Here is a 26,117-nt window from a genome sequence, read left to right as displayed (position 1 = left end):
TTCTTCCTGTTTGTATGTTAAATAGGTCTGGGTATGAGTGTCAGGTATATGAGTAATTTAAGTTAGGATGTGTAGAGTTATGTTTGGTCTGGCCGATCTTACGTCATTAGTGATTTCTGCCTTTATCATCTTGCCTGTCGTTGTTTTTCTTCGGGAGACAGGCTATCTGTTAGTCAGCTGGTTATTTGGCGTAATCAATCCGAGACTTACGATTGGTTCCGGCCCCCGTATCAAAAAAATTGGAATGATCGATATTCGCAAATACTACCACTTATATAGCTGGTTTTCGTATGATGAATTAAAGCGCAAGAGTAAGTTTGCTTACATCTGCATCTATCTAGGTCCGATTTTAATGAACCTATCCATCGCCCTCCTCATCAACTTTTTAATTGCCAACCATTTTATTGAGGAGTTCAAGACATTTTGGGATCGCTTTGCTTTCTATGCGATTTATTATGTTCTGTTTGACGTTATACCAATGCATACAATTAACGGAAAACCTAATAATGGTATGATCATTTATGAAATGATCCGTTACGGAAAAAGGGTTGATTATAATAATGAATCCTTCCTTCCGGCCACATCAGAAGTCGAGGAACAATATCAGGAAGAAATAAAGAGAATTCAAGAAATCAAAAAAGAGCGCGATGAACATTTAAAATCTTAGGCTTTTAATGAAATCAGTTCTGCTATCACAGCATATTTTTATGCCTGAATAGCATATGCTGGAATCCTTAAAGCGGTGTAGTTGAGGTATCGCCCAGAGAGCTTACTTGATCTAAGACGAGTCAATTATCCGCAAAAAAAAGAGGTGTTCATCAGTCAGAAACGGCTGATGAACACCTCTATAAATTATCTTTATTTTGTTCCGAACAATCTGTCGCCCGCGTCACCTAGACCTGGAACGATATAGCCGTGATCATTCAATTTTTCATCAAGTGCAGCGATGAAAATATCGACATCCGGATGGACTTCTTCCACTGCTTTAACGCCTTCAGGCGCAGCAACTAGACAAACGAATTTAATATTTTTTGCCCCGCGCTTTTTGATTGCGCTAATGGCATCGACAGCAGATCCACCTGTCGCAAGCATTGGATCAACTACAATAAATTCTCTTTCCTCTACGTCAGCAGGAAGTTTTACATAATACTCAACTGGTTTCAATGTTTCTGGATCTCTGTATAAACCTACATGTCCAACTTTTGCTGCCGGAATAATTTTAATCATGCCGTCAACCATACCAAGACCAGCACGTAAAATAGGGATAATGGCTACTTTTTTACCCGCAATTGTTTTAGATGTTGATTTGCTGACTGGCGTTTCAATTTCCACTTCTTCTAACGGGAGATCTCGGGTGATTTCAAAAGCCATTAAAGTAGATACTTCATCTACCAATTCTCTGAATTCTTTTGTACCCGTATTTTTATCACGGATAAATGTTAACTTATGCTGTATTAACGGATGGTCAAACACATAAACTTTTCCCATATGGATCTCTCCTCACTTTTATGTTCCTATTTTTGCACTCGTTTTATTGTACAGAAAATTCTCCATTAGTTCAATTAAGTTTCTGTATGCCAAAATCTACCGCATTCAAGGTTTATTTAATCTAGCTTCAACAGCTAGAAGCTCAGGACATAAGCATGACCTCTGCAGGAGGGAAGTACACCTCCTTCCGAGATCCTGTCTTATACTCCTCGCGGGCCTACAGGATGTAGGTCATGAAGACGTTGCCACAGGACGTGGCGATTTTAGTCTTCGTTCCCTAAATCAGTTTCAGCTTTTTATTCAATCTAGCTTCGGCTCCTAGCTCCTCGAGGTCATAAGTGTAGCCACTACGGGAGGAAAGAGCGCCTCCCTACGTGCCTCCTCTTATGCTTGTCGGAGCTGGGCAGTCGCCTCAGCTTTTTAGTCTTCATTAGTTTTTTATTAAAACTTGATTCTATACCTTCTTCTCTATTATCCACTTTTTAAAGAGTTAAAATCGTTATAGAAGCGTAAATGGATGTGAAATTTCCGTGAATTGAGCGGAAATGAGAATTAATTGAGCCAATGCGGCGATTATTCCAGCCGATTTTGACATTAATTTAGCCGACCCACGGATTTTACCAGCCAAAACACTCCTCATTCCAGCCATTCCTAAATTTCAAGGCTCATTGATCGCCATTCAGCATCATTTTGCCCAAACCATATAAAACGACATGTTATACTGCCAAACATCATAAAAAGAGGTGTCGATAAGTCCTATCAGACTCGCCAACACCTCTTCTATTCACCCTTAATACTCAGGGTATAATTCATATTTTCCAGATAGCTTAGTCACTCGCTCTGCAGCTTCTTTCAGTTTCTCTTCGTCCTCATGGTTCTTGAGCGCGAGACTGATGATTGCCGCGATTTCATCCATATCCTCCAATTTGAATCCACGGCTTGTAACAGCCGCTGTTCCAATACGAACCCCACTCGTTACAAATGGGCTTTCTGGGTCAAATGGAATCGTATTTTTGTTCACTGTAATACCAATATCGTCCAGTACCTTTTCTGCTACTTTACCAGTTAAGTTGATGGAGCGGACATCGATTAATAATAAGTGATTATCTGTACCGCCTGAAACGAGCGTAAGTCCTTCCTTCTGCAGACTTTCACCAAGGCGTTTTGCATTCTCTATAATTTCCTTTGCATAGTCTGTAAAGGAATCCTGAAGTGCCTCGCCAAATGCCACTGCTTTTGCAGCAATTACATGCATTAGAGGTCCTCCCTGAATACCAGGGAAAATGGACTTGTCTATTTTCTTGGCAAACTCTTCTCTGCAAAGGATCATTCCTCCGCGTGGTCCGCGCAATGTCTTGTGAGTTGTCGTCGTGACGAATTCCGCATAAGGAACTGGACTTGGGTGCAAACCGGCTGCAACAAGCCCTGCAATATGAGCCATGTCCACCATTAAATAGGCGCCTACTTCATCTGCAATTTCACGGAATTTCTTGAAATCAATTGAACGTGGATACGCACTCGCACCGGCAACAATCAATTTAGGCTTACACTGGATTGCTTTCTCTCTAACATCCTCGTAATTTATAAGATGGGTTTTTTCATCAACACCGTATTCAACAAAATTGTATTGGATTCCGCTGAAGTTTACAGGGCTTCCGTGAGTTAAGTGGCCTCCGTGGGATAGGTTCATTCCAAGTACCGTATCTCCTGGATTCAAAATCGTAAAGTAAACAGCCATATTTGCTTGAGCGCCTGAATGTGGCTGTACGTTTGCATGCTCCGCACCAAATATCTTTTTGGCACGTTCCCTAGCCAAATCCTCAACTACGTCCACATATTCACAGCCGCCGTAATAGCGTCTGCCTGGATATCCTTCCGCATACTTATTCGTAAGCACGGATCCTTGAGCTTCCATTACTGCTTCGCTGACAAAGTTTTCTGAAGCAATCAGCTCAATCTTACCGCGTTGTCTGCCCAATTCTTGTTGAATTGCATCAAATACTTGCGAGTCTTGCTTTTGCAAATGCCTCATCTTATAGCTTCCTCCCTTTTCGTCAAAACGGACAAATCTTCAATTTAATCCCTTCAATTCTAGCACGAAAAAGGACAATAGTCATTTATTCCATTGACGTATAATTCTTACATTTCTCTAATATTTACTCTATCATATTGAGCTCTCGGCCCACCTATCAGTTTCGGCCGGGTCATAGCAAATGTTACATGCGCCTTCCCAATCTCTCTAATCGCTGAACGCAACGGGACTGCAACATGCTTCAGATGCATTCCAATCATTGTATCCCCAATATCGATGCCTGCATCAGCACGAATATGCTCAACCACAACTGCATTCTCGAAATTAGCAAATGCACAAGCGGCCAATGCTCCACCCGCATTCCGGGCAGGCACAACTGAGACTTCATCCAGATTATATTGAATAGCTGTCTTTCGTTCAATAATCAGAGCCCTATTAATATGTTCACAACCCTGAAAAGCCAAGTAGACTCCCTTTTGTTTAGAAAAATCATATATGGCCTCAAAGATTGCTTGTGCCACTTCCATCGTCCCGCTTGTACCAATTCGCTTTCCGATTACTTCACTTGTACTGCAGCCAATTACCAACAAACGGCCATTCATCGGAAAATGAGCTTCCAAATCTTCGAGAATGGCAGTCACCTGAGTTTTTATTTCTTTTAAATTAATCTCACTCATTCTTCTACTGCCCTTCTAAGATTTATTTTTCTGCCTCAGCTATTTTTCCAATCCGTGTTTCATGGCGGCCGCCTTCAAATTCCGTTGTCAGCCAAACGCGGGCAATTTCTCTGGCTAAACCAGGACCAATTACACGCTCTCCCATTGTTAGTACGTTACTGTTATTATGAGCTCTTGTAGCTTGGGCACTAAACATATCATGTACCAATGCTGCACGAATTCCTTTTACTTTATTCGCCGCGATGCTCATTCCGATTCCAGTACCGCAGATCAAAATCCCTCTGTCAAATTCTCCTTTTGCCACTCTTTCAGCAACAGGCAACGCATAATCCGGATAATCAACAGATGTTTCACAATCGCATCCAAAATCCTCATATTGAATCTCAAGCTCTTCCATTAGGTTCATAATTTCTTTTCTTATATTTATTCCACCGTGATCTGATGCAATGATAACTTTCATGGTAACATGGCTCCCTTCAATTTGAACTGCACAGTTTCTATCCTAAATCTAGTCTTTTAATTTTTCCACAAGCTTTTTAATCCATTTAGATAATTCATGGAAAGTTTGCTCATATACTTGTTCATTACCCCCGAATGGATCTGAAATATCTCTGTTCCCAGGATCGTCACTTACAAATTCCTTTAATGTAAACGTCTTTTCAATCGCCTGAGGGTAATGCGAAGCAATTAACTGCTTATGGCCTTCTGTCATCGTTAATACATAGGTTGCCCACTCGATGTCTTCTCCTTTTAATGGAGATGAGGCATGGTCCTGCGCAATTTTGTGTTTATCAAGTACCGTAACCGTATACTCAGATGCCGTTTGACCCCCATAGGCATAAACCCCTGCTGATTTTACTTCTATATCAAACAGATTATAATTTCGCAAAATAGCTTCTGCCATAGGACTTCGACATGTATTTCCTGTACAAACGAATAAAATATTCTTCAACGTATTTTCCCTCCTGTCCCCATTATAGAATATTTACGGACAATAAAAAAATGTATCAGATTAATCTGATACACATCTTTATCCATGCAGGTGCAGGATGATCTTTAACCCAACCGCAAACATGATGCTCCCCCCAAAAACAAGGCTGTATTTGCCGAGATATGTATGTACTCTTCTCCCTAACAACAACCCTGACACCGTCAAGAAAAAGGCGGCAAAGCCAAAGCACAGGATGGTCATCAGCGCTCGGGATCCCAGCATTCCGAGGCTCAGTCCAACTGAGAAACTATCCAAACTGACACTTATCGCAAATAGAATCAATCCTGTTCCAACTGGAGCCACAACCGTTTCACCTTTACCCTGAATTCCAGTGAGCAGCATTTGCAAGCCAAGAAATAGTAATAAACCAGCACCGGCGTATGAGGCAAACAATCCAAACTGAGCGGATAATAACTTTCCTGAAAAGATACCCAAGAGCGGCATCCACACATGAAAAATACCAACAGTAAAACCAATGATGAGTACTTGCTTAAGCCTCAGCTTGTACGATCCCATTCCCAATCCAATTGAGAAGGCATCCATTCCGAGTGCGAAAGCCATAAAAAGCAGGCCAAAAAATTCAACCATCGTTTGTTCCATCCAAGTAACCTCCCGGGACCAGCCTAAATAAACATATGCCTGTCCCGGATCAATTAGAACTTGTCTTGTGTGATGATTCTTCCTCCTGCCGCTTTCTTCAAGCGATTCATGATTGCAATCCCAATCCCATCCTCCGGATACACTTCTCCGAAAATTAGATCTGGCTGCTCTTTATCAAATTGGCGCAGCACTCCATACATTTTTTCAGCCACAGTGTCCAGCTGCTCACGGCTTCCGCCAGTAATAATAACATCAGCTTCATACAAATGGGCATGTTCGTCAACCGTGTACACACCCACTCGCTTACCTAAGTCCCGCTCTTCATTTATTAATGTTTGGATAAACTGAGGGGTACCCTCAACCAAGGTCAATGGGGCTTTCGGTGCGTAATGTGTATATTTCATACCAGGAGCTTTCGGTGCATCACTGTCCTTCACCAAGCCAGGGTCCACAGACACTTCACCGACTACCTTCTCCAGTTGTTCACGCGTAATACCACCAGGTCTAAGTATTTGCGGAATACAGCCAGTCACATCAAGTACTGTTGATTCCAAGCCAACCCCAGTTGGACCTCCATCCACGATCCCAGCAATTTTACCATCTAAATCCTCGCGAACATGCTCTGCTGTTGTCGGACTTGGTTTACCAGACAGATTTGCACTTGGCGCGGCTGTGGGACAGCCCGCCTTTTTCAGTAAATCCAATGCCACCGGATGATCCGGCATTCGGATCGCTACTGATGAAAGACCTGCTGTTACAACATCCGGGAACACGCCCTCTTTCTTTTGGAAAATTAGCGTCAACGGACCTGGCCAAAATTGTTCCATTAGTTTATCTGCGACTGCAGGAATTTCTCCTACCAATCCATGAACCTGTTCCTTTTCTCCAATATGGACGATTAAAGGATTATCACTCGGTCTTCCCTTCGCCTCATAAATAGCTGCTACAGACCCTCCAAGTAAAGCATTTGCTCCAAGTCCATAAACCGTTTCAGTCGGAAAAGCAATCAGCTCTCCGGCTTTCAATTTTTGGGCCGCATCCATCAATTGTGGATAACCCTCTTCTTTATCCACAGTTTTATCCACTGTCCACATTTTTGTTTCCACTATTATCACCTGCCACCAATCTACAACATTCTCTATAAATTACTTATTAAATAAGGATTCCTCGACATTTTTCACAAAATCACCTTGCAAGTATAAAAGAATTTATACAATAAAACAAGCTTTATCCACAGTCTGTGAATAAAGCCAATAAAATCGTGGATAATTTCATCCTTATAGGGCTCTTTCCATGATATATGTTTCGTTTATTGTCCACACCTTTTCCACAACCGAGGAATCTCTTACGTCTTTAGGAATCTCCCCGTTTTTCACTCTTTCAAATTGAAGAGCCTCAAAAAATCCTAACGCTTGCAGTTTATTCGATATCAGAAATATCTTTTTCAACCCTTTTTCCTTTGCTAAAGCCAAGATCGTTTCAAACAGGGCAGGTACTTGCACCTGAGCCTCCTCTTTAAACAGAAAAGACCTAAGCACCCCATAATCTCCACATGGCTCCAGACCAATCATTCCTTTAATAGAGCCTTCTTCTTTTAATAAAACAAATTTTCCTGAACTAATGTCTTCATGATGCAGCTCAACTCCTTGAGGTGCCGCAAACCGCTCAATTCCTTCAATATCGGTACTTTTTGATATAGATAAATAATACACCTTCTATTCTCCCTTCACTATCAAATCACAACTACTATATGGATATGAATTAATAGGGAAAATAGAACCGGATCAGGCTGATTATCCGGTTGGCTGCTATTTTGGCAAATTCAGCTGAATTCTATGCCAGTTCGGCTGAATTCTGTTCAACTTCGGCTGGTATTTCCCAGTTTCCCGCTCTATTCTGAAACCACTTCGGCTCCAGCACAACACTTCCTATTTGTACTTTTAACTTGATTTGCTCCGAGTACTATTCTGTTTCTCAAAACAAATCCTTCAAGATCTCTTTTAAAAAGAATTTCACCTTAACCGGCTCTTCATCCTGATTTTCATAAACAGGAGGGGCGATATCTTGTCCGGCTTCTTCAGACTGGTTCTCGTAATCCATTTGCGTTTCTTGATCTTCTGCCTTTTCAATCGATTTATCCGTTTGGGCGGCAGTCTTAATCGGTTGTATTTTTTGATCATCCGTTTGCGTTTGTTCTGCAGTTTCCTCGTTCATACTATTATTAACTGGCTCAACTTCTTCAGCTGACTCTTCATACGCTGAATCATTTGCTACAGCTGTTCCGCTGTTGAAATCCAGAAAGCATAGCGGCGGGAAAAGGACGCACCACCAGTTCTCACCTTGACCCTCACCCAATGTGATTTTAATAGCTTCATACTTGCCTGCCGGATATAAATATTGTCCATATAGCTTAGTTGGAAAAACAGTTTCACCAAAATCAACCTGTATCTTTTGTACATTACCTTCTTTGACCATAACATCTTCAGCTATAGCTTCTATATCAGACAAACGGGAACCAATCACTTTTCTGGCTTCCTCAATTGAAGTTAATTCTGCTACCCATTTGTTAATTTCTTTATTGACCTCATCCCTGATGGATCGTTTCAATTCCTGGTCAGCTTCTTTATTACTGTTTGCTAAGATCCGTAAGCGGATCGCTTCATTCGGGATTACTTGAACCTCTGTTTCTGTCGCAGAAGAACTGTTTTTCGGTGTAATCATTCCAGTCATTGTTGCCGCACAAAGTAATACAATATATATTAAAGGCAAATATTTTTTTGCCATCATCGTAAACACCGTCCCTTCACTTACAAACAGTGTGGACAGTTTTTTTCTATCTTAAACTATAATTATCTGAATTTTATTTCTACTGCGTTTTATTTACCGCATTCTTGAAATTAAGGGAAGGGAGAGTATAAAAATGGATAATTTTTTGATGGATGATGGTGGGTTCTTTGGCATTTTTTTAACTGGATTTCCAATCATCTTTGGTATTATTTTTATTTTAGTCATTGGCACTTTTCTATTTATTATCATCAAAAGCCTATCTAAATGGAGTCATAATAATAAACAGCCCAGGCTGAATGTAGTTGCTAAGGTTGTCACCAAACGATCAGAGAGCAGAGGAAGTGACAATTCGTCCAATACCTGGTATTATGCGACGTTTGAGATGGAAAGCGGCGACCGAATGGAATTGACTTTAAGTGGAAAAGACTACGGGATGTTAGCAGAAGGAGATATTGGGAATCTATCTTTTCAGGGCACACGGTATCTCGGATTTTTGAGAATCTAGCTTCGACTCCTAGCTCCTCGAGGTCATAAGGATAGCCACTACGGAGGTCAACAGGAAGTTGATCACAAAGACGTTGCCACACGATGTGGCGTTCTTAGTCTTTGTTCCTTAATAGCCTCCCTTCATGCCTCTCCTTATGCTTGTCGGAGCTGGGCAGTCGCCTCAGCTTTTTATGTAATCCAGCTTCTGGGCCTAGGAGCTCGAGTCATAAGCAAATACTCTACAGGAGAGAAGAACGCATCCCTCCGAGTATTCATCTTATGCTCGTCGCGGGCCTACAGGATGTTGGTCATGAAGACGTTGCCACAGGACGTGGCGTTCTTAGTCTTCGTTCATCGATACAGGCCCTTCAGCTTTTTATGTAATCTAGCTTCAACGGCTAGAAGCTCAGGACATAAGCATGACCTCTGCGGGAGGGAAGAGCACCTCCCTCCGAGCCCCTGTCTTATGCTCCTCGCTTCTGATCAAGCCGTTTCAGCTTTTTATTTCGCCAAAGACCATTCGATCTTTTCCGTTGATATCGAACAGGACTTCTACATGGGCTTCAGGGTAAACAGCTTGCATTAGTTCTGCTACTTGCTCTCCCTGACCGGCGCCTACTTCAAATCCAACCAATGCTTTGTCTGCAAGTACACTTGGCAGATCTGATGTAATTTGGCGATAACAATCCAAGCCATCATTTCCAGCAAACAAGGCGAGATGAGGTTCATGGTTTTTAACCACATCCGAAAGGATTGCATGATCTGATTCAGGAATATAAGGAGGATTAGAAAGAAGAACATTCACCCTTTTACCAGCATCTATTAATGGTTTGAGCAAATCCCCCTGCAAGAACGCCACCTCAGCCTGAAGGCGTTGAGCATTTTCAGCTGCCTGTTTCAATGCTTTCTCTGACAAATCGACAGCCGTCACTTTCATACCTGGGCATTCCAAGGCCATCGTAATCGCAATAATCCCGCTGCCTGTCCCAATATCAGCCATGTCCAGCTTCTCTTCAGGATTGAAAAGCTTTTTTAGTTTAGCTAAGGCATGAAATATCAGCTCTTCCGTTTCAGGACGCGGAATCAATACATCTCCATTCACCAGAAATGTCCTGCCATAAAACTCCTCGCTGCCAATTATATGCTGCACAGGTACTGCTTCGATTCCATGCTTTTTTACATCCTTTATAAAGATAGCTTCTTCCTCTTCCGTTAACTCATCATGCATATTCGCAAGCATTTGAGCACGGGATAGACCCAGCTGATTCATCAACAGCCATTCTCCAGCATTTTCATCACGGCCATTCTCCCTTAAAAAAGAAGAAGCCCATCGAAGAGCTTCATACACTTTCATCATTCTTAATCCTCCGCATTTTGAAGACGGCTAGCCTGGTCCTCAACAATCAATGCATCAATCACTTCATCCAATTTGCCTTCCATGATTTGATCCAGCTTTTGAATGGTTAATCCAATGCGGTGATCTGTAACACGGTTTTGCGGATAATTATACGTACGGATACGTTCTGAGCGATCCCCTGTTCCGACTGCAGATTTACGAGCACTGTCATACTCAGCCTGTGCTTCCTGCTGGAATTTATCATAAATACGAGCACGCAATACTTTCATTGCTTTCTCTTTGTTTTTAATCTGGGATTTTTCATCCTGGCAGGATACAACAATCCCCGTAGGAACGTGAGTAAGACGTACAGCTGACATGGTAGTGTTAACACTTTGTCCGCCCGGTCCGCTGGATGCAAACGTATCTACACGGATATCTTTGTCATGAACTTCAACCTCAACCTCTTCTGCCTCCGGTAAGCAAGCCACAGTCGCTGTTGATGTGTGAATACGACCGCCTGATTCTGTTTCAGGGACACGTTGTACACGATGGGCACCGTTTTCGAATTTCATCTTGGAGTATGCGCCATTTCCATTAATCATAAAGATGATTTCTTTATAACCGCCAAGCCCCGTTGGATTTGAATCCATTACATCAATCTTCCATCCTTGTGCCTCAGCATAACGGCTGTACATTCTATAAAGACTTCCTGCGAATAGGGCCGCTTCATCACCGCCGGCTGCTCCGCGAATTTCCATAATAACGTTTTTATCATCATTAGGATCTTTGGGAATTAGCAATACTTTAAGCTTTTCTTCCAACTCTTTCATTTGTCCGGAAAGTTCATCTACTTCTTCCTTCACCATTTCACGCATTTCAGCATCCAGCTTCTCTTCAAGCATTGCTTTCGCATCAACAAATTGGGAACGTACATCTTTATATTCTCGATACGCAAAGACAGTCTCCTGAATATCTGATTGTTCCTTGGAATATTCGCGAAGCTTCTTAGTGTCATTTACGATTTCCGGGTCACTCAAAAGCTCATTTAATTTGTCATATCGGTCTTCTACCGCTTGTAAACGATCGATCAATTTCTTCACCTCATTAACAGGTTTTTAAAAGAGGTTTTTACCTCAGTATTTGATTTGTTTATTGTACCACAATCAGACGGAAACGAAAAAAAGAGACGGCAAAGATGAACATACATCCTTTAATCTGCCATACCCTTTTATTTCTGACATACAAAAACACCCCCAAATTCCACTTATTCCTCCGGAGGTGTTCATTCCTTTTAAAGCCTGTTTGTTTTTATGTTTTCGATACCACCGTTAATCGGTGTATGTACCGTTTCTTGTTTGCCTGGTACTTCATGATGATGACGGCATCTTGGCTCATAGGATTCCGATGCACCCACTAAAATAACAGGGTCCTCATAGCCTGCAGGCTTCTTATCAATCAAACGCTGCGTCCGGCTTGCAGGGGATCCGCATACGGAACAAACTGCCTGTAGTTTTGTTACCTGTTCTGCCAGGCACATTAACTCCGGCATCGGCCCGAATGGCTCTCCTCTAAAATCCTGATCAAGGCCAGCCAGGATTACTCGATAGCCGCTGTCTGCCAAATGCTGAGCAACCTGTACAATTTCTTCGTCAAAAAACTGCACTTCATCAATGGCAATTAAATCTGTATCTAAATCTATATGATCGAAGATATGGGATGAATGCGTAATGCCTTTGGCAATAACAGAAGTTCCATTGTGGGAAACCACCGCTTCCTCACTGTATCGATTATCAATAGCCGGTTTGAAAACAGCAATGGATTGCTTAGCAAAGACCGCTCTCCTTACCCTGCGAATCAGTTCTTCAGATTTTCCGGAAAACATGCTGCCACAAATTAATTCTATCCAGCCAAATTGTTTCGTTTCGTACATGTGTTGGGGTCTCCCTTCCTGTCTTTACTAGGTTCATTAGGATTTTGCTTGTAACATTCCTGCATTTACTATACCAATAGATAATTATACATCATAAACTGCTCAAGAAAAGATTTTTTATCATTTGTTAATAGAGACCTTTGTTGTTAAAAAATTGATATAACTCCTCTAAAAACATACAAACACAGACCAACATGTTTTTCTCAGTACATTAGCCTGTGTCTGCCTTAAAGCAAAAAAACAGGCAAGCGGCTTACCCGCTGCCTGTTTCCGAAAATCAAAATTATTGTTCTTGTTGTTGGGATTTGAAACCATACTTCTTGTTGAAACGCTCAACACGTCCATCAGCAGAAGCAAACTTTTGACGTCCAGTGTAGAATGGGTGGCATTCATTGCAAACCTCTACGCGCACCTCTTCTTTAACAGAGCCAGTTACAAATTCATTACCACAAGCACATTTAACAGTTGCTGTTTTGTAATTAGGGTGAATTCCTGTTTTCATCTTTTCCACTCCTTCCGCCCTGAGTCTTTCGAAACAGAGTTATCAAGCGTGCTCTTTTTAGTATAAGCACACTCAAGATATTATAACAGACGTGTTATTTTAAATCAACAGCTACTGCTACTATTACAAGATTCTTTTCGATCCGCCCGTTGACTTTTTCATCTCGTCATCGAGGTATTGAAAGAATTCTTGGTTGGTTTTAGTTTGTTTAAGTTTTCGTAACAGACGCTCAGCAAAATCAGGCATATCTGACATCGTTTTGCGAATAGCCCATAATTTTTCCAAATGGTCTTTCGGAATAATAAGCTCCTCTTTCCTTGTCCCAGATCGGCGAATATCAATAGCAGGGAATATTCTTCTTTCTGCTAGTGAGCGATCCAGGTGAAGCTCCATATTACCCGTTCCTTTAAATTCTTCGTAAATAACGTCATCCATTCTTGAACCTGTATCCACAAGAGCTGTTGCTAAAATGGTTAAGCTACCGCCTTCTTCAATATTACGGGCAGCTCCAAAGAAACGCTTCGGACGGTGAAATGCCGCCGGGTCAATCCCACCTGACAATGTTCTGCCGCTTGGAGGGATTACTAGGTTATAAGCACGTGCCAATCTTGTTATACTATCCATTAAAATAATAACATCTCGTTTATGCTCAACCAGACGCATAGCACGCTCTAATACAAGCTCTGCTACTTTGATATGGTTTTCAGGAACCTCATCAAATGTTGAGCTGACTACATCTGCCTGTACAGATCGCTCGATATCTGTTACTTCCTCAGGACGCTCGTCAATTAAAAGGACGATTAATTCCGCATCCGGGTGATTCGTTGTAATGGCATTGGCGATTTCTTTAAGAAGCATCGTTTTACCAGCCTTTGGAGGTGCGACAATCAATCCACGTTGCCCAAAACCAACAGGTGCTACGATATCCATTACACGTGTAGATACATTGCGGGGAGTTGTTTCAAGTACAACCTGACGATCAGGATACAGCGGAGTTAATGCAGGGAAATGCACCCTCTCCTTAGCTGATTCAGGATTATCCCCATTCACTGCTTCAACATGCAATAATCCATAATACCGTTCATTTTCTTTTGGAGGACGTACCTTACCGGATACTTTATCACCGTTTCTTAGATCAAATCGGCGAATCTGAGATGCCGAAATATAGATATCCTCTGAACTTGGTGAGTAATTGATCGGTCTTAGGAATCCAAACCCTTCAGATGGAATGATTTCTAAAACACCTTCCATGAATAGGTACCCATCTCGCTCCGCCTGAGCTTTTAAGATGGCAAAGATCAATTCTTTCTTTGTCAGCTTACTATAATAGGACACTTTATACTTTTTAGCTTGTTCATAAAGCTCTTTTAGCTTTAAATTCTCTAAATCGGAAATTGTTAATTCCATTATGACACCACACTTCAGTAAATTAATTAGATTGATTTTAGTGATTTGTTTATTACTACATGGATAGGGTTATCAAGAAGAAAATATTTAGGAAGGTAAAAGGATGAGTTGCGGTTTAAATCCACGTAAACCATTTGTTGCTTTCATTAGCAATTATATTCTATTCTATTTTTTTCTCAAAAACAAATCCATTTTACTCGCTTTTGATTCAGACTTCAACTATTAACATCACATAGAGGTTTTTAAAACTATTGCAACATTCTCAATATATCACAATTTCATAATTTTTATAATAAAGTCCTCCAGATTTTCACCTGGAGGAACTACTATTTTTATCTAAATTACGTTTTCATAACCAAATTTGGTTTCTTATTTAGATTGTTACATTAAGAATTCTTAAGCTGCTCAATCTCTCTCGGCGATAATTGTTCTCTCCATATGGTCGCTCCCAGTCCTGAAAGCTTGTCCACTATAAAGCTGTATCCCCGATCGATATGCTCGACACCGGTTATTTCGGTAACTCCCTCTGCTAATAGACCAGCAATAATTAAAGCAGCTCCGGCGCGCAAATCACTTGCCTTCACTTTTGCTCCATTAAGCTGAACAGGTCCATTAATAATTGCAGAACGGCCTTCTACCTTAATATCGGCGTTCATCCTGCTTAATTCATCTATATGTTTAAATCGAGATCCATATATGGTATCCGTAACAACGGAAGATCCAGTAGCCTTCGTCAATAATGCTGTTAAGGGCTGCTGTAAATCCGTAGGGAAACCAGGATATACAAGGGTTTTTATATCTACTGCTTTTAATTTTTCAGCCTTCGGTATATAAATCTGGTCGTCCCGCTCTTCAATATCAATTCCCATTTCTCTTAGCTTTGCAATCAGGGATTCAAGATGCTGCGGTATTACATTATCAATCAATATACCTTCTCCAACTGCTGCGGCAACAATCATATAGGTTCCTGCCTCGATACGGTCAGGAATAATGGTATGTCTGCAACCATGAAGTTTTTCGACACCCTCGATACGAATGACATCCGTACCTGCACCTTTGATACGGGCTCCCATATTCGTTAACAATGTTGCAACATCGATAATTTCCGGCTCTTTCGCAGCATTTTCAATAATGGTTTTGCCTTTAGCTAATACAGCTGCGAGCATGATATTAATCGTTGCTCCTACGCTGACAACATCCAGGTAGATTCGGGCTCCACGTAATTCTTCAGCACGCAAATAGATTGCCCCCTGCTCATTTGTTACCTGAGCACCGAGAGCTTCAAATCCTTTGATATGCTGATCAATTGGGCGAGGTCCCAAATAGCATCCCCCCGGCAAGCCAATAACTGCTTTCTTAAATTTACCGAGCATCGCTCCCATTAAATAATAGGAGGCACGTAATTGTTTGACCCTTCCGTTTGGAAGAGGCATTGATATCATCTTACTCGGATCAACAGTCATTTCAGTTGAGTCAAGTGTTACCTGACCGCCGATTTCTTCAAGTAATCCTTTAAGCATTTCTACGTCAGAGATATTTGGAAGCCCCTCAATTGTTACAGATGAGTCAGCAAGAATAGTTGCTGGTATTAAAGCAACTGCACTATTCTTTGCACCACTTATGCGAACTTCCCCTTTTAGCGGATACCCACCCGCTATTTTAAGCTTTTCCATAATAACTCCCTTCTGCGCCCTTGATGTGATTTTATCCGTCCGGCGAGAATAAGGTAAATATTACCACAAAAATCACCTGAATTAAAGCTAGTCTGTCAAATTATTTCACAAGCTCGGATCATTCATACATATTTTACCACGATTATTTTTCTGTTCTTGTTTCCCAATCCTTAAGGAATGCTTCAATTCCTTTGTCTGTTAGCGGATGCTTACAAATTTGAAGAATTACGTTATAAGGAACCGTTGCAATATGTGCGCCGCGAAGTGCTGCTTGCGTCACATGCTGTGGATGACGGATACTTGCTGCAATAATCTCTGAATCGATATCATGGATTGCAAAGATTTCTGCAATTTCAGCTATTAAATCAAGTCCATTTTGTCCAATATCATCTAATCTTCCGATAAAAGGAGAAACATATGTTGCACCTGCTCTAGCAGCTAATAAAGCCTGATTGGCATTAAAAATTAAAGTTACGTTTGTTTTGATTCCTGCTTCAGTCAATGCATGAACTGCTTTTAATCCGTCTGGAGTCATTGGTACTTTTACTGTGATGTTCGGAGCAATCTCAGCTAATTCTTTACCCTCACGAATCATACCTTCCGCATCCAGTGCAATAACCTCTGCACTTACAGAACCAGGTACCAACGCTGTTATTTCACGCAGACGATCATGGAAAGAAACATCTTTTTCCTTCGCAACTAATGATGGGTTCGTTGTTACACCTGCCAAAATACCAAGTGCATGGGCCTCTTTAATTTCATTTAAGTTTGCTGTATCTATAAAAAACTTCATTTAAATTCCTCCTTGAATGAATTTCTATGTCTTTTATATTGTGTCATTGTTCTCCATTTTGAGCAAATAATTTCACCTTTAAAAACGTATGATTTAACCAAAATTATGTATAGTAAAAAAGAGGATCCCATGATGAGTGGCATCCTCTCGTAAAGATATCTTTTATGCTTTGTTATTAGAACCGAATTCACGAATTTTACCGATAACCGTTTCTTTAATTGCTTCACGAGCTGGTCCAAGGTATTTACGTGGATCGTATACTTCTTTGTCCGCAGCCAATACTTCACGTACCGCTTTAGCAGAAGTGATTTGGTTTTCAGTATTTACATTAATTTTAGCTGTTCCAAGAGAAATAGCTTTTTGGATATCGTGTAAAGGAATACCGGATCCACCGTGAAGTACTAATGGCATACCAGTTTCTTTTCCGATTTCTTCCATCTCTTTGAAACCTAATTTCGGTTCACCTTTGTAAGGTCCGTGAACAGAGCCTAACGCTGGAGCAAGACAGTCGATATTTGTACGTTTTACAAGATCTTTACACTCTTCAACGTCAGCATAGATAACGCCATCAGCTACTACGTCATCTTCTTGTCCGCCAACTGTTCCAAGTTCTGCTTCAACAGAAACACCATTTGCATGAGCATATTCAACCACTTTAGAAGTAATTTCAATATTCTCTTCGTATGGGTGATGAGAAGCATCAATCATAACGGAAGTGAATCCTGCATCAACAGCTTCTTTACATTTTTCAAAGCTGGAACCGTGGTCTAAGTGAATAGCAACTGGAACTGTTGTCTTGTATTCTTCCATTAAGGCTTTTGTCATTGCTACACACACTTTAAAACCGCCCATGTAACGAGCTGCCCCTTCAGAAACCCCTAAGATTACTGGAGATTTTTCTTCCTCAGCAGCTTGAAGAATAGCTTGGGTATACTCTAGATTATTGATATTAAATTGTCCAACTGCATATCCTTCTTCTTTTGCTTTGTTCAGCATTTCAGTCATTGATACTAAAGGCATTTTTCTTCCTCCTTGTTAATAATAAGCTCGAGCCAAACGGCTTCCCTTATCATTTTCCCTAATGGATCGATATGTATTCCCCCTTCTGCAAAAAGCGTCAGAGGGAAGTTATCTCTAGCATATCAACTTGTCCTCAAACTATCAACAAGTGTGCAAAATGTACATTTAACTGTCAATTTTAGCAACCGGTAAATGATCCTTTACCGCTTTCCTAATATCATCAATATCAAATGGTTTTGCAAAATGAGTCAAGGCTCCCAGGTTCATCGCTTCCTGAATCATATCTAATTCTCCATACGCTGTCATAATTAATACACGAATGCCCTGATCTTCTTCTTTCATTCTTTTTAAAATCTCAATTCCGTCCATACCGGGAATTTTCATATCCAGCAACACTAAATCTGGTGATTCACTTTTCTGGAGCGCCAATGCCTGCTCTCCATTTGCCGCCAGAAATGTTTGATATCCTTCCTGCTGCAGTACTTCATTCAGCAAAATACGGATGCCAAATTGATCATCAACAATTAAAATTTTTTCATTCATTTTACACAGCTCCTTCTTTCCGTTAGCCTGTATAAATAAGACACTTAAATCTATAAGTTCTACTAATAGGTAAATAATACCTTTATTCAAACGAAATTGTCTTTCGACAATTTACGTTCAAGCATTTATACTTTGACAGGAACTTATCATTTTAATGCTGTAAAAACAGTAAAAATGAAAGCATCTATTACTATTAAAATCAGGAGTTGACCCAAATGCTGAAAATATATTTAACTCAATTAACTGGTATTTATAAAAAAATTGAACAAGATGAACAGGAAAATATGGAGGACGCAGCGAGATTATTAGCTCAGGCTTTAGTCAGCCATGGTATTGTTTATCTTCATGGTTTTAAAGAAATGGATGGGATTATCAGCCAGGCAATCGATGGACCTGAACCGATCAAAGGCGTGAAGCGATTGTATAACGGCCAATATATGGCTCAAATCGAGCAACGAGACCGCGCCATCATTTTTGCACGAACTGCAACCGAACCGGAAGCAGTTGCTTTAGCTGAATCCTTAAACGGACAGCGTATCCCTTTTGTTGCCGTTTCCCTGGCTCCTGCTGCAGATGATATCAATACGCCGAACCTTGCCAATCTGGCAGATATCCATATTGATTTAAAAGCAACACGAGGTCTTATTCCAAATGAGGATGGAACAAGAAGCGGGATTCCCACCCTTGCAGCCGCCCTCTTCGTTTATCAGGGAATCACTCTGTCAATCGATGAAATCATTAAGGAATATGAAGAAGAATAATTATCCTGCTTGGCCAAAAAATAACTTTACATTACGTAAGCGCATACCAGCAAGTTTCTTGTCTGTTTTTGTTTGATAAAAGTTTTCTGATAATGATTTCGTTTACTATATAAAGTTGTAAGTTTGGACGATTGAGGTTAGTTGAAATTTTATAATTTCAACTAATTGAATAGCCTTTTCAGATGAGCGTTTTCCAATTTATTGAACCTTTATAGGACGAATTGTATATTTAATCGCCCTTATGAGTACAAATATCACTTTTGAGTAAAAAATCACTCGAAAATAAAAAAGGTGTACAGAGCTATCAGTAGTAACTGATTTTCTGTACACCTTTATTTTTATTATTTTTCGCCTAGTGATGCATGAATGAATTCACGGAACAATGGCTGCGGACGCTGTGGTCTTGATTTGAATTCTGGATGGAATTGAGAAGCAATGAACCAAGGATGATCCTTCAATTCAATAATTTCTACCAGACGTCCATCCGGGCTGGTACCTGAGAAGATAAAGCCTTGTTTCTCCATATCTTCGCGGTAATGGTTGTTGAACTCATAACGATGGCGGTGGCGCTCATATACCACTTCATCTTGATAAGCTTCAAATGTTTTCGTTCCAGGAACAATTTTACATGGATATAAACCAAGTCTAAGAGTCCCGCCAAGGTCCTCGATATCAATTTGTTCAGGAAGTAAGTCAATGATTGGGTTTGTCGTTTCCGGATTAAGCTCAGAAGAATGAGCATCTTTTAACCCAAGAACGTTACGTGCAAATTCAATGGATGCTAACTGCATACCAAGACAGATTCCAAAGAACGGCTTTTTGTTAGTGCGGGCATATTCGGTTGCTAGGATTTTTCCTTCAACACCACGGTCTCCAAATCCGCCCGGCACCAAAATACCATCCACATCATCAAGCATTTCATTTACATTCTCTTTATTTACATGCTCTGCGTTAATCCATTTAATCTTCACATCTGCATCAAATGCATAGCCGGCATGTTTTAATGCTTCTACTACAGAAATATAGGCATCTTGAAGCTCTACATATTTTCCAACAAGACCGATTTTCACTTCTTTGGTCAGATTCGTTACTTTATGTAGCAACTCTTTCCATTCTGTCATATCTGCATCGTTTGTTTGCAATTTCAAATGGTTACAAACAATTTCGTCCATTCCTTGTGCCTGAAGATCCAATGGAATGGAATATAAAGTTTCTGCATCACGGCACTCGATGACAGAATTTTTATCAATGTCACAGAACAGAGCAAGTTTGTCTTTCATATCCTGAGAGATTGGTAATTCTGTACGCACGACGATAATATTTGGCTGAATACCTAAGCTGCGCAATTCTTTAACACTGTGCTGTGTAGGCTTTGTTTTCATTTCACCAGCAGCTTTAAGGTAAGGAATCAATGTACAGTGAATGTATAGAACGTTATCGCTGCCAATATCACTCTTAATTTGACGAATCGCTTCCAGGAATGGCAAGGATTCAATATCCCCTACTGTTCCGCCAATTTCGGTAATAACGACATCCGCATTTGTATCATGGCCAGCTTTCAAAATCCGCTCTTTAATCTCATTCGTAATATGCGGGATTACTTGCACCGTTCCGCCTAAATAGTCTCCGCGGCGCTCTTTCTTTAACACGTGAGAGTATACTTTACCTGTTGTTACATTGGAAAGCTTAGATAAATTGATATCAATAAAACGCTCATAATGGCCTAAGTCTAAATCTGTTTCTGCACCATCATCTGTTACGAAAACTTCACCATGTTGATAAGGACTCATCGTTCCCGGGTCCACATTGATGTATGGGTCAAATTTTTGGATTGTCACTTTCAAGCCTCTGTTTTTCAATAAGCGGCCAAGTGAAGCAGCTGTAATCCCTTTTCCTAAAGAAGATACAACTCCGCCTGTAACAAAAATATATTTTGTCATCTATAAAAACCTCCTAAAAGATCGTATTGATTTCATTTGGTAAGCACAAATCTATTAATAGTGATTAGTTTTTGTTTTTTCATCGGGCCTATCCCCTAAAAAAAATAAAAAAGCCCCCTTGCAAGCAAGGGAGCTTAAAATCGCTTAATAGTGTTTCCTTTATTTTAAAGGAGCCCAATGAATATTCTACAAAGATTGACACTTTAAGTCAAGGTTAAAGGATTAGCGATTGTCGTCCTCTTCTTCTTCGTCAATCACAAGATCTTCTTCCTCTTCTTCTTCGTCAAGATCATAATCATCCTCAACGATAACTTCGTCCTCGATTAGATCCTCGTCATCATCATCCTCATCATCATCGATGTCATCGATATCGTCGAAATCATCAATTAAAGAATCATCCTCATCATCGTCGTCATCGAAGTCATCAAGATCATCAAAATCAAGAACTTCATCCTCATCATCAAAGTCATCAACGAGTGCTTTTTTGCCTTTTTTCTTCTTCTTCACTTTAGAAGCTGGAACTGTTTCTTCTTCAACTTGTTCAACAGGGTACCATCCTTTTAGTCCCCAGCGATTGTCTCCAATACTGATAAAACGGCCGTCTACATTTAGATCTGTATAGAATTGGCCCATTTTTGCACTAACTTCTTCATCTGTCAAACCAAGTAATTTTTGGATTTTATCCATCATTACCTTAAAATCTATTGCTTCTTTCTTTTCTATAAGTAACACGTTCGCAATTTCAATGTAAGCCATTTCACTTACTTCTTCCTTAGACAGGTTGGCTAGTTTCATTGTTCGCACTTCCTTTCTATCAAATCAACATGAATGCCCAATTATGCATATCCCATTATAACCAAACGATTCATCTTTTTGCCACTTTATTTTATCCGTTCTATCCTTTTTCCTCTTGCGGCTTTATAAGAATATAAATAAAAAGCCATCACAAGGACTTAAAGGGGCACTGATCGGTCTTTGTTCAACCCGTTTCCAGTATCCTCTCGTTTCTCCATTATAACCTGCTTTTATGTATCTTATAATAAAAAGCTTCTACTTTTTTATCCTACCATACAACCAGCTATTAATGTTCAATCCCATACACAAATATTGAGCAAATGATCAATCCTTTGAATGTCATCCTAAAAAATCAGAGTACAGACATTAATTAGTCTGTACTCTGGTAGCACAGAAACTTACATATTTCTGCGATATTGCCCTCCAACTTCATATAATGCATGGGTGATTTGGCCAAGACTGGCTGTTTTAACAGTTTCCATCAGCTGTTCAAATATGTTCTCTCCATTAATGGCAGCCTCTTTGAGTTGAGTTAGAGCATTTTCTGCAGCCATTCCATGAATCTCCTTAAATTTATCTAGATTAGCAATTTGTAAATTCTTTTCATCCTTTGTGGCACGGGCCAATTCCATATTGTTTACTTCATCTTCACTCGGCGGATTAGGATTTAAATAGGTGTTCACACCAATAATCGGAAGCTCACCCGAATGCTTTTTCATTTCATAAACAAGAGATTCATCCTGAATTTTGCCACGTTGATACTGCATTTCCATTGCTCCAAGGACTCCACCTCTGTCGTTGATTCGTTCAAATTCGCGGAGAACCGCTTCTTCTACTAAATCCGTTAATTCCTCAACAATGAAGGAACCCTGAAGAGAATTTTCATTCTTCATCCAGCCAAATTCTTTCGTAACAATCATCTGAATGGCCATGGCCCTTCGTACGGATTCCTCCGTTGGTGTAGTGATTGCTTCGTCATAGGCATTGGTATGCAGGGAGTTACAATTATCCTGCAAAGCAAGCAAAGCCTGCAGAGTCGTACGGATATCATTAAAATCAATTTCCTGAGCATGCAGGGAACGTCCCGAGGTTTGGATATGATATTTCAGCTTTTGGCTTCGTTCATTCGCACCGTATTTATCTCTCATAACAATTGCCCATATTCGCCTTGCCACACGTCCGAGAACAGTATATTCTGGGTCCAGTCCATTTGAGAAAAAGAACGAGAGATTCGGTGCAAACGAATCAATGTCCATACCTCGGCTTAAATAATATTCTACATACGTAAAGCCATTCGACAGTGTAAATGCTAATTGTGAAATGGGATTTGCTCCTGCCTCAGCGATGTGATAACCGGATATGGAGACAGAATAATAATTTCTCACCCGATTTTTTACGAAGTACTCCTGGATATCGCCCATCAGTTTTAATGCGAACTCAGTAGAAAAGATACATGTATTCTGTCCCTGATCTTCCTTTAAAATATCTGCCTGAACGGTTCCTCTGACAATCTCCAGGGTCTCTTTTTTTACAGTTTCCTTTTCCTCAGAAGTAAGAGTTCTTTTAAGCTCTGCTTGCTTTTTCTCTATTTGTTGATCAATGGCGGTATTCATAAACATAGCAAGAATGATGGGAGCAGGGCCATTGATTGTCATAGAAACGGAAGTACTTGGTGAACATAAATCAAACCCATCATAGAGTTTTTTCATATCCTCAAGGGTACAGACACTTACACCGCTTTCCCCAACCTTCCCATAAATATCTGGGCGTATATGCGGATCCTCGCCATATAGTGTGACCGAATCAAAAGCCGTGCTCAGCCGTTTGGCCGTATCATCCTTTGATAAATAATGAAAACGGCGGTTCGTTCTCTCCGGTGATCCTTCTCCGGCAAATTGCCGCTTCGGATCCTCTTCCTGTCTTTTAAACGGAAACACACCTGCAGTGAACGGAAATTTCCCGGGAACATTCTCTTTCTGTACCCAGCGCAGGATTTCTCCATAATCCTGAAACTTAGGTAAAGCTACTTTCGGTATGGTCAGACCACTTAATGTACTAGTCCTCAATTCTGTCTTAATTTCCTTATTTCGTACTTTCGTAATCAGTTCTGTTTTTGAATATAATTCCTTCTGATTATTCCAGCCATCAAGAATGGCTTTTGACTCATTGGTTAGATTTTGCCTGTATCCCTTTTGAAGCTCGCTCAGCGGCTCTGTTCCATCCGCTGAATATCCCTCTTCCTCTAACGCCTGTATGGTACCTTCTATTTGAAATAATCGCCTGGCAATCTGTTGTTGCTCAAGTGAGGCGGCATGATATTGCTTTACTGTTTCAGCGATTTCCCGTAAGTAATATTGACGGTCGGGAGGGATGATGACATTTTGCTTTTCTGAACGCACAGATGTATTAAAACGGCTTTTGTATTCCTGACCTGTTTTCTTCTCAATGACTTCAAGCAACGCAGCAAAAAGTGCGTTTGTACCCACATCATTAAACTGGCTCGCAATCGTTCCGTACACCGGCATTTCAGCCAGATCCTTATCAAATAGATTGCGGCTGCGCTGGTATTGTTTTTGAACCTGGCGCAATGCATCCTCTGATCCTTTTCTTTCAAATTTATTAATAACAATTAAATCAGCAAAATCAATCATATCTATTTTCTCAAGCTGTGAAGGGGCTCCAAACTCACTTGTCATGACATACATGGATATATCACATACTTCCGTTATTGCCGCATCTCCCTGGCCAATTCCGCTTGTTTCAATAATTACAGCATCAAATCCGGCTGCTTTTACGACAGCTATTGCATCTTTTATCGAATTGGAAAGCTCAGAGTGTGAGTTCCGCGTCGCCAAGCTCCTCATATACACACGCGGATGAAAAATGGCATTCATTCGTATTCTGTCTCCAAGCAACGCTCCGCCTGTTTTCTGCTTCGTTGGGTCAATCGAAAGAATTGCTATGTTTTGTTCAGGGATTTCATTAATGAATCGCCTTATTAATTCATCTGTAAGCGAGCTCTTTCCCGCTCCCCCAGTACCGGTTATCCCAATTACCGGAATATGATTAACCTGTTTATCATCTATTTTTTGCAGTTCATCTGACAAAGCAACGGCTTCCTGCCCAGCCAGCAAGCGATTTTCCACCATCGTAATCGCGCGTGCTACAGTTAATGGGGCCGATACGGATAGATTCCCCTCATTCAACTCTTCAAGCGGGGGCAGTGGATAATCACATTCACGTATTAGCAATTCCATCATGCCCTCAAGGCCCATTTCTCTTCCATCATCCGGTGAAAAAATCTTTGCAATCCCATATTCATGCAGCTCTTTAATCTCCCTTGGTATGATGACTCCTCCGCCGCCCCCATAAATACGAATATGGCCGGCTCCTCTTTCCTTGAGCAAATCGTACATATACTTAAAAAATTCTACGTGACCACCCTGATAGGAAGAAACAGCAATCCCCTGAACATCCTCCTGAATAGCTGCATTAACAATTTCCTCAACAGAACGATTATGACCAAGGTGAATCACCTCCGCTCCTTTTGCCTGAAGAATTCTTCTCATAATATTGACACTGACATCGTGCCCATCAAATAAACTCGAAGCCGTCACAAAACGGATAGGGTGTTTCGGTTTATATCCTTTATTCATCTTTTTTCATTCCCCTTTGCTTATCTGTTTTCCCCATTGGCTAAACCGCTTAAAAGAAGATGCGATTGCATTTCAATATATTGATCGATTGTAAAGCTTTTTCTAAGTCCCCATCTCCTGAATGCCCACATTTGTCCATGAACAATAATGTTATGTGCAAGCAGGTGAATTTGTATCGGGCTTAAATCAATTTCCTCATGCTGTACACATGTCTGAATAAGTTCCTCAAACATTTTCGTCATTTCATTTTCTTTATTTAATACATATGGCAGTGCTGCCCTACTCAACGATTTTGCTTCCTGGTACATCACCAATACTTCATCCTGCATTTCATCACAAATTTTAAAATAATAGGCGATACCTAAGCGCAGTCCGGCAAATGTCCCCTCGCTTTCTTCAAGCGCCTTTTGAAGCCGGTCCTTCACCTCATCGTAAATATTGTCACAAACGAGATATAAAATATCATCCTTGGATCTGATATATTCATAGAGCGTTCCAATACTGAATCCTGCTGCCTTCGCTATTTCCCTTGTTGTTGTTCGGTGGTAGCCCTTCTCTATGAATAAAGAGACCGCCCCTTTGATCATCTCGTCCCGGCGTTTTTTCACTAGCCTCTCATCCTTTACTGAGGCATGGACTACGATTCTCTTCACCCTTTCACCCACCTACCTACAAGTATTTCTTTTAAAAATCAATT

The 26,117-nt window shown here is 40.6% G+C and carries 26 protein-coding genes; 3 read left to right on the top strand and 23 right to left on the bottom strand.

The genetic code is table 11. From position 1 onward, the window contains the following. Positions 1-79: 79 nt before the first annotated feature. On the top strand, positions 80-667 hold the full coding sequence (locus FHY47_RS10185) for a hypothetical protein (RefSeq protein ID WP_066109314.1): 588 nt from the start codon (positions 80-82) through the stop codon (positions 665-667). Positions 668-858: 191 nt separating this feature from the next. On the opposite strand, the gene upp is transcribed toward FHY47_RS10185, so the two are convergent. The 10 genes from upp to spoIIR all read right to left on the bottom strand — a co-directional run bounded on the left by upp (position 859) and on the right by spoIIR (position 8,572). Then, on the bottom strand, positions 859-1,488 hold the full coding sequence (gene upp / locus FHY47_RS10180; protein ID WP_066109318.1) for a uracil phosphoribosyltransferase: 630 nt from the start codon (positions 1,486-1,488) through the stop codon (positions 859-861). Between the two features lie 499 nt (positions 1,489-1,987). Then, positions 1,988-2,128, bottom strand: coding sequence for a hypothetical protein (locus tag FHY47_RS18930; protein WP_187393467.1), 141 nt, complete (start codon positions 2,126-2,128; stop codon positions 1,988-1,990). A 150-nt stretch (positions 2,129-2,278) separates the two neighbouring features. Then, positions 2,279-3,520: a serine hydroxymethyltransferase gene (glyA, locus tag FHY47_RS10170; RefSeq protein ID WP_139892080.1), complete on the bottom strand. Its 1,242-nt coding sequence runs from the start codon at positions 3,518-3,520 to the stop codon at positions 2,279-2,281. Between the two features lie 107 nt (positions 3,521-3,627). Further along, a complete protein-coding gene (locus FHY47_RS10165) occupies positions 3,628-4,197 on the bottom strand; it encodes a TIGR01440 family protein (RefSeq protein ID WP_148630384.1) in 570 nt (189 codons plus the stop codon). A gap of 22 nt (positions 4,198-4,219) precedes the next feature. After that, the gene (rpiB, locus tag FHY47_RS10160) at positions 4,220-4,657 is read right to left on the bottom strand and encodes a ribose 5-phosphate isomerase B (protein ID WP_066109324.1); all 438 of its coding nucleotides are present in this window, start codon (positions 4,655-4,657) and stop codon (positions 4,220-4,222) included. A gap of 48 nt (positions 4,658-4,705) precedes the next feature. After that, positions 4,706-5,149, bottom strand: a complete 444-nt coding sequence (locus tag FHY47_RS10155; protein WP_148630382.1) for a low molecular weight protein arginine phosphatase — start codon at positions 5,147-5,149, stop codon at positions 4,706-4,708. Between the two features lie 78 nt (positions 5,150-5,227). Further along, positions 5,228-5,788 (bottom strand): manganese efflux pump MntP, encoded by a 561-nt coding sequence (locus tag FHY47_RS10150; RefSeq protein WP_066109327.1) that lies wholly within the window; start codon positions 5,786-5,788, stop codon positions 5,228-5,230. A 53-nt stretch (positions 5,789-5,841) separates the two neighbouring features. Beyond that, positions 5,842-6,894: an L-threonylcarbamoyladenylate synthase gene (locus FHY47_RS10145; RefSeq protein WP_148630380.1), complete on the bottom strand. Its 1,053-nt coding sequence runs from the start codon at positions 6,892-6,894 to the stop codon at positions 5,842-5,844. A gap of 171 nt (positions 6,895-7,065) precedes the next feature. Next, positions 7,066-7,500 carry a GNAT family N-acetyltransferase gene (locus tag FHY47_RS10140; RefSeq protein WP_066109331.1) on the bottom strand — a complete coding sequence of 145 codons (435 nt, stop codon included), beginning with the start codon at positions 7,498-7,500 and terminating at the stop codon, positions 7,066-7,068. Positions 7,501-7,762: 262 nt separating this feature from the next. Then, a complete protein-coding gene (gene spoIIR / locus FHY47_RS10135) occupies positions 7,763-8,572 on the bottom strand; it encodes a stage II sporulation protein R (RefSeq protein WP_066109756.1) in 810 nt (269 codons plus the stop codon). A 136-nt stretch (positions 8,573-8,708) separates the two neighbouring features. Here spoIIR and FHY47_RS10130 point away from each other — a divergent pair, with 136 nt between their 5' ends. Then, complete coding sequence (locus tag FHY47_RS10130) at positions 8,709-9,080, top strand: DUF2500 domain-containing protein (RefSeq protein ID WP_148630377.1); 372 nt, start codon at positions 8,709-8,711, stop codon at positions 9,078-9,080. A gap of 474 nt (positions 9,081-9,554) precedes the next feature. Here the strand turns inward: FHY47_RS10130 and prmC are convergent, their stop codons facing one another. From prmC to FHY47_RS10085, 9 genes are all read right to left on the bottom strand, one after another. Beyond that, a complete protein-coding gene (prmC, locus tag FHY47_RS10125) occupies positions 9,555-10,415 on the bottom strand; it encodes a peptide chain release factor N(5)-glutamine methyltransferase (protein WP_066109759.1) in 861 nt (286 codons plus the stop codon). A 5-nt stretch (positions 10,416-10,420) separates the two neighbouring features. Then, on the bottom strand, positions 10,421-11,491 hold the full coding sequence (gene prfA / locus FHY47_RS10120) for a peptide chain release factor 1 (RefSeq protein ID WP_066109335.1): 1,071 nt from the start codon (positions 11,489-11,491) through the stop codon (positions 10,421-10,423). Between the two features lie 200 nt (positions 11,492-11,691). Then, positions 11,692-12,330 carry a thymidine kinase gene (locus FHY47_RS10115; protein WP_066109338.1) on the bottom strand — a complete coding sequence of 213 codons (639 nt, stop codon included), beginning with the start codon at positions 12,328-12,330 and terminating at the stop codon, positions 11,692-11,694. Between the two features lie 283 nt (positions 12,331-12,613). Continuing rightward, the gene (rpmE, locus tag FHY47_RS10110) at positions 12,614-12,832 is read right to left on the bottom strand and encodes a 50S ribosomal protein L31 (RefSeq protein WP_066109340.1); all 219 of its coding nucleotides are present in this window, start codon (positions 12,830-12,832) and stop codon (positions 12,614-12,616) included. Between the two features lie 123 nt (positions 12,833-12,955). Beyond that, positions 12,956-14,239 (bottom strand): transcription termination factor Rho, encoded by a 1,284-nt coding sequence (rho, locus tag FHY47_RS10105; protein ID WP_066109343.1) that lies wholly within the window; start codon positions 14,237-14,239, stop codon positions 12,956-12,958. Between the two features lie 386 nt (positions 14,240-14,625). Beyond that, positions 14,626-15,912, bottom strand: a complete 1,287-nt coding sequence (locus FHY47_RS10100) for a UDP-N-acetylglucosamine 1-carboxyvinyltransferase (RefSeq protein WP_066109346.1) — start codon at positions 15,910-15,912, stop codon at positions 14,626-14,628. 142 nt (positions 15,913-16,054) lie between these two features. Next, positions 16,055-16,705 carry a fructose-6-phosphate aldolase gene (gene fsa, locus FHY47_RS10095; RefSeq protein ID WP_066109349.1) on the bottom strand — a complete coding sequence of 217 codons (651 nt, stop codon included), beginning with the start codon at positions 16,703-16,705 and terminating at the stop codon, positions 16,055-16,057. A gap of 162 nt (positions 16,706-16,867) precedes the next feature. Beyond that, positions 16,868-17,725 (bottom strand): class II fructose-bisphosphate aldolase, encoded by an 858-nt coding sequence (locus tag FHY47_RS10090; protein WP_066109352.1) that lies wholly within the window; start codon positions 17,723-17,725, stop codon positions 16,868-16,870. A 165-nt stretch (positions 17,726-17,890) separates the two neighbouring features. Further along, positions 17,891-18,268, bottom strand: a complete 378-nt coding sequence (locus tag FHY47_RS10085) for a response regulator (RefSeq protein WP_066109355.1) — start codon at positions 18,266-18,268, stop codon at positions 17,891-17,893. 215 nt (positions 18,269-18,483) lie between these two features. On the opposite strand from FHY47_RS10085, the gene FHY47_RS10080 reads away from it, so the two are divergent. Continuing rightward, a complete protein-coding gene (locus tag FHY47_RS10080; protein ID WP_066109358.1) occupies positions 18,484-19,029 on the top strand; it encodes a DUF2529 family protein in 546 nt (181 codons plus the stop codon). Between the two features lie 341 nt (positions 19,030-19,370). On the opposite strand, the gene FHY47_RS10075 is transcribed toward FHY47_RS10080, so the two are convergent. The 4 genes from FHY47_RS10075 to FHY47_RS10060 form a co-directional block, all read right to left on the bottom strand. Then, complete coding sequence (locus tag FHY47_RS10075) at positions 19,371-20,969, bottom strand: CTP synthase (RefSeq protein ID WP_066109361.1); 1,599 nt, start codon at positions 20,967-20,969, stop codon at positions 19,371-19,373. 222 nt (positions 20,970-21,191) lie between these two features. After that, positions 21,192-21,764: a DNA-directed RNA polymerase subunit delta gene (rpoE, locus tag FHY47_RS10070; RefSeq protein WP_148630375.1), complete on the bottom strand. Its 573-nt coding sequence runs from the start codon at positions 21,762-21,764 to the stop codon at positions 21,192-21,194. Positions 21,765-22,162: 398 nt separating this feature from the next. Continuing rightward, on the bottom strand, positions 22,163-25,420 hold the full coding sequence (gene icmF, locus FHY47_RS10065; RefSeq protein WP_148630373.1) for a fused isobutyryl-CoA mutase/GTPase IcmF: 3,258 nt from the start codon (positions 25,418-25,420) through the stop codon (positions 22,163-22,165). A gap of 20 nt (positions 25,421-25,440) precedes the next feature. After that, positions 25,441-26,073, bottom strand: coding sequence for a TetR/AcrR family transcriptional regulator (locus tag FHY47_RS10060; RefSeq protein WP_139892075.1), 633 nt, complete (start codon positions 26,071-26,073; stop codon positions 25,441-25,443). Positions 26,074-26,117: the final 44 nt, after the last annotated feature.

Source organism: Bacillus sp. E214, from assembly GCF_008087365.1.
Classification (GTDB): domain Bacteria; phylum Bacillota; class Bacilli; order Bacillales; family Pradoshiaceae; genus Pradoshia.
The sequence above is the reverse complement of the archived record's forward strand: the minus strand, read 5'-3'. Positions and strand labels throughout refer to the sequence as shown.

Excerpts from the sequence above, each read along its gene's own strand:
- FHY47_RS10185 (WP_066109314.1), top strand. The coding sequence starts at position 80 with ATGTTTGGTCTGGCCGATCTTACGTCATTAGTGATTTCTGCCTTTATC.
- upp (WP_066109318.1), bottom strand. The coding sequence starts at position 1,488 with ATGGGAAAAGTTTATGTGTTTGACCATCCGTTAATACAGCATAAGTTA.
- FHY47_RS18930 (WP_187393467.1), bottom strand. The coding sequence starts at position 2,128 with ATGAGGAGTGTTTTGGCTGGTAAAATCCGTGGGTCGGCTAAATTAATG.
- glyA (WP_139892080.1), bottom strand. The coding sequence starts at position 3,520 with ATGAGGCATTTGCAAAAGCAAGACTCGCAAGTATTTGATGCAATTCAA.
- FHY47_RS10165 (WP_148630384.1), bottom strand. The coding sequence starts at position 4,197 with ATGAGTGAGATTAATTTAAAAGAAATAAAAACTCAGGTGACTGCCATT.
- rpiB (WP_066109324.1), bottom strand. The coding sequence starts at position 4,657 with ATGAAAGTTATCATTGCATCAGATCACGGTGGAATAAATATAAGAAAA.
- FHY47_RS10150 (WP_066109327.1), bottom strand. The coding sequence starts at position 5,788 with ATGGAACAAACGATGGTTGAATTTTTTGGCCTGCTTTTTATGGCTTTC.
- spoIIR (WP_066109756.1), bottom strand. The coding sequence starts at position 8,572 with ATGGCAAAAAAATATTTGCCTTTAATATATATTGTATTACTTTGTGCG.
- FHY47_RS10130 (WP_148630377.1), top strand. The coding sequence starts at position 8,709 with ATGGATAATTTTTTGATGGATGATGGTGGGTTCTTTGGCATTTTTTTA.
- prmC (WP_066109759.1), bottom strand. The coding sequence starts at position 10,415 with ATGAAAGTGTATGAAGCTCTTCGATGGGCTTCTTCTTTTTTAAGGGAG.
- FHY47_RS10115 (WP_066109338.1), bottom strand. The coding sequence starts at position 12,330 with ATGTACGAAACGAAACAATTTGGCTGGATAGAATTAATTTGTGGCAGC.
- rpmE (WP_066109340.1), bottom strand. The coding sequence starts at position 12,832 with ATGAAAACAGGAATTCACCCTAATTACAAAACAGCAACTGTTAAATGT.
- rho (WP_066109343.1), bottom strand. The coding sequence starts at position 14,239 with ATGGAATTAACAATTTCCGATTTAGAGAATTTAAAGCTAAAAGAGCTT.
- FHY47_RS10100 (WP_066109346.1), bottom strand. The coding sequence starts at position 15,912 with ATGGAAAAGCTTAAAATAGCGGGTGGGTATCCGCTAAAAGGGGAAGTT.
- fsa (WP_066109349.1), bottom strand. The coding sequence starts at position 16,705 with ATGAAGTTTTTTATAGATACAGCAAACTTAAATGAAATTAAAGAGGCC.
- FHY47_RS10090 (WP_066109352.1), bottom strand. The coding sequence starts at position 17,725 with ATGCCTTTAGTATCAATGACTGAAATGCTGAACAAAGCAAAAGAAGAA.
- FHY47_RS10085 (WP_066109355.1), bottom strand. The coding sequence starts at position 18,268 with ATGAATGAAAAAATTTTAATTGTTGATGATCAATTTGGCATCCGTATT.
- FHY47_RS10080 (WP_066109358.1), top strand. The coding sequence starts at position 18,484 with ATGCTGAAAATATATTTAACTCAATTAACTGGTATTTATAAAAAAATT.
- FHY47_RS10075 (WP_066109361.1), bottom strand. The coding sequence starts at position 20,969 with ATGACAAAATATATTTTTGTTACAGGCGGAGTTGTATCTTCTTTAGGA.
- rpoE (WP_148630375.1), bottom strand. The coding sequence starts at position 21,764 with ATGAAACTAGCCAACCTGTCTAAGGAAGAAGTAAGTGAAATGGCTTAC.
- icmF (WP_148630373.1), bottom strand. The coding sequence starts at position 25,420 with ATGAATAAAGGATATAAACCGAAACACCCTATCCGTTTTGTGACGGCT.